This window comes from Psychrobacter glacincola (assembly GCF_904846215.1).
Taxonomy (GTDB): domain Bacteria; phylum Pseudomonadota; class Gammaproteobacteria; order Pseudomonadales; family Moraxellaceae; genus Psychrobacter; species Psychrobacter glacincola.
In genome coordinates, this window is sequence record NZ_CAJGZK010000037.1 from 1 (window position 1) to 7,916 (window position 7,916).

General features: G+C 37.1%; 7 protein-coding genes and 1 pseudogene. 2 read left to right on the top strand and 6 right to left on the bottom strand.

Translation table 11 applies throughout. The features are described 5' to 3' along the window. Positions 1-215 precede the first annotated feature (215 nt). The 4 genes and pseudogenes from JMW90_RS13015 to JMW90_RS13030 all read right to left on the bottom strand — a co-directional run. On the bottom strand, positions 216-677 hold the full coding sequence (locus JMW90_RS13015; protein WP_201564680.1) for a DUF1810 domain-containing protein: 462 nt from the start codon (positions 675-677) through the stop codon (positions 216-218). Positions 678-694: 17 nt separating this feature from the next. Next, complete coding sequence (locus JMW90_RS13020) at positions 695-1,783, bottom strand: helix-turn-helix transcriptional regulator (protein ID WP_201564682.1); 1,089 nt, start codon at positions 1,781-1,783, stop codon at positions 695-697. Between the two features lie 52 nt (positions 1,784-1,835). Next, positions 1,836-2,693 (bottom strand): PP2C family protein-serine/threonine phosphatase, encoded by an 858-nt coding sequence (locus JMW90_RS13025; protein ID WP_201564684.1) that lies wholly within the window; start codon positions 2,691-2,693, stop codon positions 1,836-1,838. 519 nt (positions 2,694-3,212) lie between these two features. Further along, a pseudogene (locus JMW90_RS13030) lies at positions 3,213-3,410 on the bottom strand (Y-family DNA polymerase); the annotation flags it as partial. A gap of 503 nt (positions 3,411-3,913) precedes the next feature. Between JMW90_RS13030 and JMW90_RS13035 the strand changes: the two are divergent. Both JMW90_RS13035 and JMW90_RS13040 read left to right on the top strand, forming a co-directional pair. Then, on the top strand, positions 3,914-4,402 hold the full coding sequence (locus tag JMW90_RS13035) for a hypothetical protein (RefSeq protein ID WP_201564686.1): 489 nt from the start codon (positions 3,914-3,916) through the stop codon (positions 4,400-4,402). 196 nt (positions 4,403-4,598) lie between these two features. Further along, entirely contained in the window at positions 4,599-5,114 is a 516-nt protein-coding gene (locus JMW90_RS13040) for a hypothetical protein (RefSeq protein ID WP_201564689.1), read from the top strand. A 377-nt stretch (positions 5,115-5,491) separates the two neighbouring features. On the opposite strand, the gene JMW90_RS13045 is transcribed toward JMW90_RS13040, so the two are convergent. Further along, positions 5,492-5,872 carry a tetratricopeptide repeat protein gene (locus JMW90_RS13045; protein ID WP_227691970.1) on the bottom strand — a complete coding sequence of 127 codons (381 nt, stop codon included), beginning with the start codon at positions 5,870-5,872 and terminating at the stop codon, positions 5,492-5,494. A 274-nt stretch (positions 5,873-6,146) separates the two neighbouring features. Further along, on the bottom strand, positions 6,147-7,637 hold the full coding sequence (locus JMW90_RS13050) for a lytic murein transglycosylase (protein ID WP_227691971.1): 1,491 nt from the start codon (positions 7,635-7,637) through the stop codon (positions 6,147-6,149). Positions 7,638-7,916: the final 279 nt, after the last annotated feature.

The following is a 7,916-nucleotide window of genomic DNA, read 5'->3' on the forward strand; positions in this document are numbered from 1 at the left end:
GCATAGCACGATTGGATATGTGTCACCTTTTGAATTTGAAAAGCGGTATTATGATAATTTAACCCTGTCAGGCATTGCTGCCTGACTCAAGTAAAACACTCTCCGATATAGTCGGGGCGGTTCATTTTGCTATTATGAAACGTTTGATTAAACTTAATGATAATAAACTACTCAACGATATATTATCTCAATATTATTTAACCTCATACAGCCAATTATGGCTTTAACAGATTTTGTTTCCAGTCACTTAACTGAATCAACATTTTTAGGGTGTTTATATCGTAATTGCCTGCGAAATACTGATCCAAAAGCTGGTCAAAAACACAGTTCTTTTTAGATGAAGAGGCTAAAGTAAACAATGTTAGCGAAGAGTGTAATTTTAGAGTATCAATTGCTCCGAAAATATCTAAAGCACTCTTATCAGGATGCAATTCCAATAACTCAGCACATTGCACTAATCGTGCACTAAGTATGTCATGCTGCAAATACTCTTTTGCTTGCTCTAAACTCTCTATTACATATCGTTGGGACATTGTACTATGCCCTAATCCCTTAACTTGTGGAAAAATGAACCACATCCAATGCGTTCGTTTGTGCCCTTGTGTTAGCTCACTAATGACCTGAGAATAGACAGCATCCTGAGCTTTGATAAAATCATTAAACAAGGCTTCATCCATGGTAATACTCCTAATAATCAATCCTGATAAAGCTCTATTGCGCTATGTAAACGCTCTAGAATAATAGTTTTCAACTCCAATGGTTCAATCACTACTGCCAGCTGCGACATACTCACTAGCCAATCTTGCAAGCGCATAGTATTAGCAACGGTGGCACTGACTTGATTCCACGTATCATCGGTAATAGCAATCTTCTGATCTTGCGATAATGGACGCTCATAAAGATGCTGACAGGCGTATTTTTGTACTTTTAAAACCAATCTGATTTCCAAACCTTCATTCAATTCAAGCTTTCCTAGCTTATTCAGATTCTCTAAAGTAAAAGCATCATGCCTTACCCAGTCCGGTATAGGTTCTTCTAATACCTTTGCCTTTTTAATACGATTAACTGCAAAGTTACGATGTGCTTTTAACAACACCTTATCATTGATATGATCATCCGTAGGATCAAAGCCTGTGAGATAAATCATATTATCGATAAATACTAAGCCTTTAGCATAAATGAGACGCTCAATAGGCTCGCTATCCCATTTGTTTTGATAACTGATCTGTAATTTTTTATTCTCTAGCAGAGCCTTATGAATATGAGCAAGCACTTCGTTATCAAGTGCTGGTGCAAGTAGCACACTAGGCAAAGTAATAAGATAACTTTGCCACTGACCAAGTTGACTTTGAATAAAGCCGTGTTTTTGGTGTCGACCCAATTGGGTTAGTTTATCGCTGATACTTTGCTTAAAGGAGGCTGGTAAGTAGTTTGCTGTATATTTAGCTAGCATATCCCAAAAGAAAACCGTTTGCTCATTGATAGCGTCGATAGTGAAGTCGGGTTCTATATAAAATCTTGCGGTCTGTCCACTAATGTTTTGAACCCATGCTGGTATCCTTATCAAGGCATCGCTAAAGAAAATATCGTTAAATATTTGATTGAGACTGGTTAAGTCATTCTCTAAATTCTTGCGCTCATTATTAAGTTTATCAGCATCATCACCATAGGCTTCCATCAGCTCTGTAAGCGAGATAGCTTTATCTTTATCACGTGGCAGACACTGATAAAGCGCAAATAGGCGTATTGACTTGTTATAGCTAGCGATTGGATCATTTGACATAGTAGACTCACTCGATTAAAGAATATATAGATAGCTAAAGCGCTATTTTTACTTAATCAAACCGAACTAAAATAGCCGTACCATTATCATAAGCATTACCCTCTGAGTCATAGACTTGATCTTTGAGAGCGATTAACCAATCCTGTAAATGAGTTTCTTCACTGACAAGTTGCCATTCATCACTCGGTACTAAATCATGGATACCGTCAGTGCAAATAACTAAACAATCACCAGATTTCATTTCGATAGTTCGCACCGTACTCTCAGGCGCTTCACTACTCAAGCCACTTTCATCAGCACTTATGGCAAAGCACTCAGTAATACTGTACAAACTTCCCGCCATACCTTCACGATTGTAGTCAGCAAAATCTGCTTGCTGACCTTTCGCTCTTGCCTGCTCGTCAATCAACTCATTTAACAAGTTATGATCGCGGGTGAGACATTGCCATAGGGCAGCTCCTTTGGATAGCAGATAAACTCGGCTATCGCCCACATGGGTAATCGTTGCCTTAATGATGCCATCACTACTCAACTCGCCAACAACCATTGCAATGGTAGCCGCTGCACCATGACGTTTCACTGAGTGATTAGCTTGATTAAGCAAATGATGAATCTTATCTGAAGTCGGCTTTTCCTTGTCGTCCCATAACGATTTGACAGCTTTGACAACTGCCTTTGAGCAGTGTTGAGAGTAGTTAGAGCTGGCAACGCCATCCGATACTGCTAGGCAAAATGGTAATGCAACTGATGTGATTGACATCACTCCTGAATCTTCTTGATACCAGTGATCTAAGAAGAAAAAAGCGTCCTGTTGCAGTTGATTGCTAGCGTTGCCTTGAAAGGTAATCGCACAGGCTTGAGCTACTACTTTGACAGTATTTGGCATGCTGCTATTTGGGGGAAACGTCATGCTAGCTTTCCTATGTCTATTAATTACAAGGATAAGTATATCTGACAGCCTAGTGATTTATTTTCTAGGTTTTAAATTATTTTGCTCGGAGCTTCATATTATTGATCAACTTTAAAAAGATTCTGCGCTGCTAGGATAAACTTTGTGAATCCTATATCTCTATGTGCTCTTATCTATTGTGGAGACTATCTTATTCGGTCCTGTGACGGGTACCATTACATAGTTCCATACTATCTTATAGAACAGTCAAAGCCCCTTATATCAGGGGCTTTGACTGTATCTAGCGTTCCATGCTGTCCTGCTTTATCTATCCTAATCCATGCACTTTGAGTATACCGAGTTTTGAGTCTACTCATGGAGATCTAGGCTATGGAAAGAAAAGTGATCAGTTCAGACCGAAGCATCAGCAGTCATAAGCCTGAAGATAAGAAATACTTCGTTCCTGTTAAAAACCATCCTAAACTCTTCTTAATGGTACGTTCTACTGAAACCAAGTCATGGATGTACCGCTATTACCCTATCATTCTTCTCGCAGAATTCTTTCACTTGAAAGTACGGCACACCCATCTTAATACCGAGTAGCTTAGCCTCGCTTGAGCGAGCAACGATGCAGCCATCATTGTTAGATAGCACCACCACCGCCTTATCCTTTAGATCAGGGCGAAAGAGCTTCTCACAGTTGGCATAAAAGCTATTACAATCAACAAGCGCATACATGGCTTACTCAGTAGGTGAACGGCGTAAAAGAAAAGGCATATCCAATCACGACTATTTACGTGGTTGGATATGCCTTCGATTGTAGAGATATAGTGTTCTAAATTTCAAGGGGTAGAAAACTGCAGACGACAATGGCTTTCGTGAGGGTTTGTATGGGTTTTGGATAACTAAAGACTCATTATATTTAATAAACCGTTTCCAAAAAGTAGGTTTTAAATAAATTGCAGCTAACAAGTCTAATCTTATTGCAATTACAATTACAATTACAATTACAATTACAATTACAATTACAATTAATTATAGGATATATTCAATCTTAATAATTCGATAGTAATCGAGATTATATATTATAAGTAACATAAGACTTAGTCTTAAATTATGATCAATGCTTGCCTCTATTTTCAGATATGTTTAATCATTTGCTAAAATATCAAGTTACTAACTGGGACAATTGTTGATGGCAAAGAATTAGTTTATTCTTGAAAACATAGGAGCAGTAATGTATGAAAAAAACAGTTTTTATTTTGGGCTTTGCTCTGTTAGGCTCAATGGCTAATGCTGCGACCGATTGGACACCGTATTTAAAACCAATGATGGCAGGCTGTAATTACCCTAATCCCACTGATAAATTGCCAAAAGTTTATAAGGATTCAATCGCAAGCAAAAAGGTAAAGGTAGATCTAGACAACGCAATTGATGGTTATGGCGAAACTATCACGACTTACACTTTAAAAAATGCTACGGCGTTTGGTCAACCTCTACTTAAAATTGAGTATTTGCAAGGGTACGAATGGGGCAGCTTAGAGCTCTATTTTAAAGATACAAAATTCACAGCTTTACGTCCAAAATTCAAAATACCGAAACCTGACGAAACTGAAAATGAGGGTTTTCATGTCATTGAAAATAATAGCGAAGGTTACAAAGTAGATGACGGTATGTGGGAAACCATTCTAAAGTTTGATAAAAAACGTAAAAGTATAATTTGTGCTTGATTAAGAATATTCTTTTGTGAATTATGTAGCTTATATACCTTATAACTATTGTTTAAATTAAACTCCAGCATAGACATTTTTTTAAAATAGAATATAAATAATTAAAGAAAGCAACCCATCTACTGATAAGCATATGATATTTTTAATTTTACCGGTCTTAAAATACTTTTAACCATATTTTTTTGGAAATATTTATATGAGTTATTTAATCAAAATTACAGCTGCATGCCTACTTACTACTCTATCTGTAACATCTTATGCTCAATCTCTTAATGCAGCCATAAACAAGGAAGCAGCTAGCGGCGTCAAGCTTCTAAACTTAGAAAGCAAGAAATATTTTGTTAGAGATGCTGACTATCTAGAAGACGAAGCTATGAAATTTGATCTTGATAATAAAGAAGTTATAATGAAAGATGTTAATTCTGATGGCATTCAAGATGCTATTGCACTCCTTTACTACTGCGAAGAGACTAATTGCCATGCAACAACAAAAAGTGTGGATTTGGCTGTTTTCAAAGGTCTTGGTAAAAATCAATTTGCTAAATTAGGTTCAGCCTCACTCGAGTCAAACGCTAAAATTAAAAGTATTAATAAAGGAATCATCAAGGTTGTTTCTTACAGCTTTGGTGATACAGACCCAGGATGTTGCCCTTCGAAAGAAAGTTTAAGATCTTATAAAATAAAAAACGGAAAACTCGTAAAAGCTAACTAGACTAATATTCTTATCCTAATTTAAAGAACTCTTTACATCCCACTTGACACTCGAACACGGTAGCTAAGTTACTTATATTTATAATTTTATCTATAGGTAGGTGCTGCCAGTGTACTTGAAGTGGATAATTCGAGGTGTTTTGAGGCTAATTAGCAATTACCGCAATCTTCCAATTTCGCACTCGTAAGTTTGTAATGGAATCAACGGTCATGGGTCGAGAAGTGCCAAGCTCTACTACCGCCCTAGTGTGTGCTTTTAAGTTTGGCGGTTACTAGAGAAGTCCCTCTGCTAGCCGTAACGCTTGCGGTTGCCGTGTTCTTTGATCATCACTATTAAAATAGACCAACAGATAGACCGCAATCCGCATATGTAGCAGCTTACCTTTGATTTAACTTTCGATAGGTATCACAACCACCTTGATTTCCGTTATCGCAAGCTTTACCAAACCATTCTTTGGCAGTCGCCGTATTTTGACGCACGCCTTCGCCATTAGCATACATCACACCAAGATTGTACTGAGACTTAGCAAGTCCTTGATTGGCAGCTTTTTCATACCACACGGCTGCTTTGGTATAGTCCTGAGGCACGCCTTTGCTTAGGTCATACATCACACCAAACATAGCTTGAGCAATAGCATTGCCTTGATTAGCCTCTCGTTGAACTTGATTAAAATCTGAAGCCATCGCTGACACAGACAACGTTGCTGCAGCTAAGAAAAGGGTTGTTTTACGTATTAAGGAGGTAATCAAAAGGGTCATGGCATAGCTCTGTTGTTTTGTTTTGTTTTGTTTTTGGGATTTACATTTGTGCATTTTTGCCATGATAGCAGAACTATTTTAGAGTGTTCGACCCGATGACTTTTTCCCTCTAAAATCATTTGCGGAGTTTTTCAAGGTAGTTGTCACCATCAAGCCCAATTAAGCAGCTTGTAATCTCATCTTTTCTGACTCTTTTACAGGATTCAATGTCGTCGGACCCACAGGCTCGCAGTTTCTCACCTCTTGACTGCCCCAACGTTAATATTTTATTTAATTACAATTTTCTCTTACTTAAAATTACGATAGCAATGCTAAGCAAAAATAATATAGAAATAATAATAAAGAGTAAAGATTTACTCCTTACTAAATCAGATAAACTATGCGTAGACTTGGTTTTAGATCCTTCCTTATTTTCGCTTTGTGAACTGTTAGTATCTATAGCTTCTCGATTAGCATTTATCTTTGCCTCTATTTTAGCTGCTTCTCTTAGTTCCTTAGAGCTAGCTATTAGATGTCGGTGTATCTTTTGTCCAGCTTTACCATCGGTTTTGATGTTTATATCTGCTTGATATTTTTGAATCGCTTTGCGTGTTTTATCTCCAATAATGCCATCTACTTCGTCCATACTATAACCTAGAAGGTTTAACGACTCTTGAACCTCGCGAGACTCTTTGCGGTTCAAGCCTGGATCATCAGTAGGCCAAGGGGTTGCAAAGTCAACGTTGGTATCTTGTTGTTTAATACGCTGTGATAAGTGGGCAATAGCTAGTGCATAATTTTCTGACGCATTATAAGCATAGAAGGCATCAAAATTGCGTCCTACTAAAAATGCTGGGCCTTGTTTACCAGATGGTAAAAACAAACCTGCTGAAGATAAAGTCTCTGGTAATGGTTTATTATCTGGCAAAGTAATGCCTAGACCTTGCCAATGAGATATAGGCTTTTTGTTTTTACGATCATTCGAAAAATTAGTGCCTGAAGGTAGGCGTACTTCATAACCCCAAGGTTTATTACTTTGGTAACCACTGTTCTTTAGGAAGTTAGCGGTTGATGCTAATGCATCTGCTTGGCTATTCACCAAATCTTTACGATTATCACCATCAAAATCTTGTGCTAATTGTAGAAATGTAGAAGGCATGAACTGAGTCTGTCCGAAAGCGCCTGCCCATGAGCCTTTAAAGTCTGATTTAGCAATATCGCCTTTTTTCAATATTTTTAAAGCACTAACATACTCCCTACGGAAGTAACTTTTGCGACGCCCAAAGCAAGATAAAGTAGCCAAGGAATTAATTACATCTTTTTTGCCTAACTTAGTCCCAAAATCCGACTCTACGCCCCAAACACCAAGCACATCATAGCGATTTACCCCATAGTGAGTCTCTATTTTTGCCAATACATTGGCATAATCCTCATCAGCAGCAATACCATCAACAACTCTTTCTTCATCCACTAAGCTAGCTAAATAATCCCAAGGTTCTTTAGCAAACTCTGGCTGATAATTTAGTGACTCTAATACGCTAGGATCTAACAGAGAAGGACGATACTGGGTAAAAGTTTCTTTGACGCTTACAAAAGGACCAGTTTTAACTAGGTTGTTTAAACAGATTGCGAATCTTTGATTATCAATATCTACTTTATCAGTCTTCGATCTGTCCGTATTTACTGCATATGTAGTGTTACTCACTGATAACAGGTATATGGATATTAATAAATATGGGACAGCAGATAATGTTGATGGAGGCATTAGTAGTTGCTCAGTAGTCATAAAATCGAAAGCAGTATATTAGCAGAAAAATAATTATTTTATTCAAAGAGCCTTTAAATAAAATATATTTCTCACTTAGACTTAAATTATTCTATTAATTTTTAACTATAGATTTAAAAAATTAGTAAGATAATTAAAGGTAAACCAAATTTAATTAAACCATCTAAAATGTATTATTAATTCAGAAATCATAAGCTTCACGAATGCTCATTTCTTTATATTTAATGCTTTTAATGACTTTGGTCCAAAAGTCTACTGGGTAAGTTATAATTATAATAT

Bases quoted from the DNA above. Each gene is read 5' to 3' on its own strand.
- JMW90_RS13035 (WP_201564686.1), top strand. From the start codon at position 3,914: ATGAAAAAAACAGTTTTTATTTTGGGCTTTGCTCTGTTAGGCTCAATG.
- JMW90_RS13045 (WP_227691970.1), bottom strand. From the start codon at position 5,872: ATGACCCTTTTGATTACCTCCTTAATACGTAAAACAACCCTTTTCTTA.
- JMW90_RS13020 (WP_201564682.1), bottom strand. From the start codon at position 1,783: ATGTCAAATGATCCAATCGCTAGCTATAACAAGTCAATACGCCTATTT.
- JMW90_RS13025 (WP_201564684.1), bottom strand. From the start codon at position 2,693: ATGACGTTTCCCCCAAATAGCAGCATGCCAAATACTGTCAAAGTAGTA.
- JMW90_RS13040 (WP_201564689.1), top strand. From the start codon at position 4,599: ATGAGTTATTTAATCAAAATTACAGCTGCATGCCTACTTACTACTCTA.
- JMW90_RS13015 (WP_201564680.1), bottom strand. From the start codon at position 677: ATGGATGAAGCCTTGTTTAATGATTTTATCAAAGCTCAGGATGCTGTC.
- JMW90_RS13050 (WP_227691971.1), bottom strand. From the start codon at position 7,637: ATGACTACTGAGCAACTACTAATGCCTCCATCAACATTATCTGCTGTC.